Raw genomic sequence first — 530 nt, 5'->3', positions numbered from 1 at the left:
CTCTTGTTTGATTACTTCTTCTTGTTCCTCTAAGACTGCTTGTTCAACATCTAAAGGTAATTGAGTTTGATTGGGATCCTCAAAACGTTCTCGGCTTTGACCAAACTTCATGCGCTGAAGTTGTTTTACTCGATATTCCAGTTCCTGCTTTTCTTGTTCTAATTTAGTAATCTGTTCTTTTAATAAAAGATTTTTAGCCTCTAATTTAGAAGCTTTTAAGCAAGTGTGTTTCTCTTGTTTAACAATAGCTTTATCTTGCTTGGAAATAGTCTTTTCGGCTTTGGTTAAAAGTGTCAAAAGTTCTTGTTTCGATAAGTTTTCTAAGTCTATTTCCATGAAGTAAATATACAACAAAAGCCTTGTTTATACAAGGATTAAGGCTGTTTTATCTCATGGAAAACCGCCTTTTTTGACTACTTTTTATCACCTGTATTCCTTCAATCATAAGTACCAAATCACTCCAACTGATTTGAGTCCGATTATGAATAGGAAAAGCAAAAGTACCTTGTTCTAATCGCTTGTGATATAAC

The 530-nt window shown here is 33.4% G+C and carries 1 pseudogene; it reads right to left on the bottom strand.

The annotated features are described in order from the left end of the window. Positions 1–336: pseudogene (locus tag GOQ24_RS14760) on the bottom strand (IS66 family transposase); the annotation flags it as partial. Positions 337–530 lie beyond the last annotated feature (194 nt).

Source organism: Myroides sp. LoEW2-1 (genome assembly GCF_009767705.1).
Taxonomy (GTDB): Bacteria; Bacteroidota; Bacteroidia; order Flavobacteriales; family Flavobacteriaceae; genus Flavobacterium; species Flavobacterium album_A.
The sequence above is the reverse complement of the archived record's forward strand: the minus strand, read 5'-3'. Positions and strand labels throughout refer to the sequence as shown.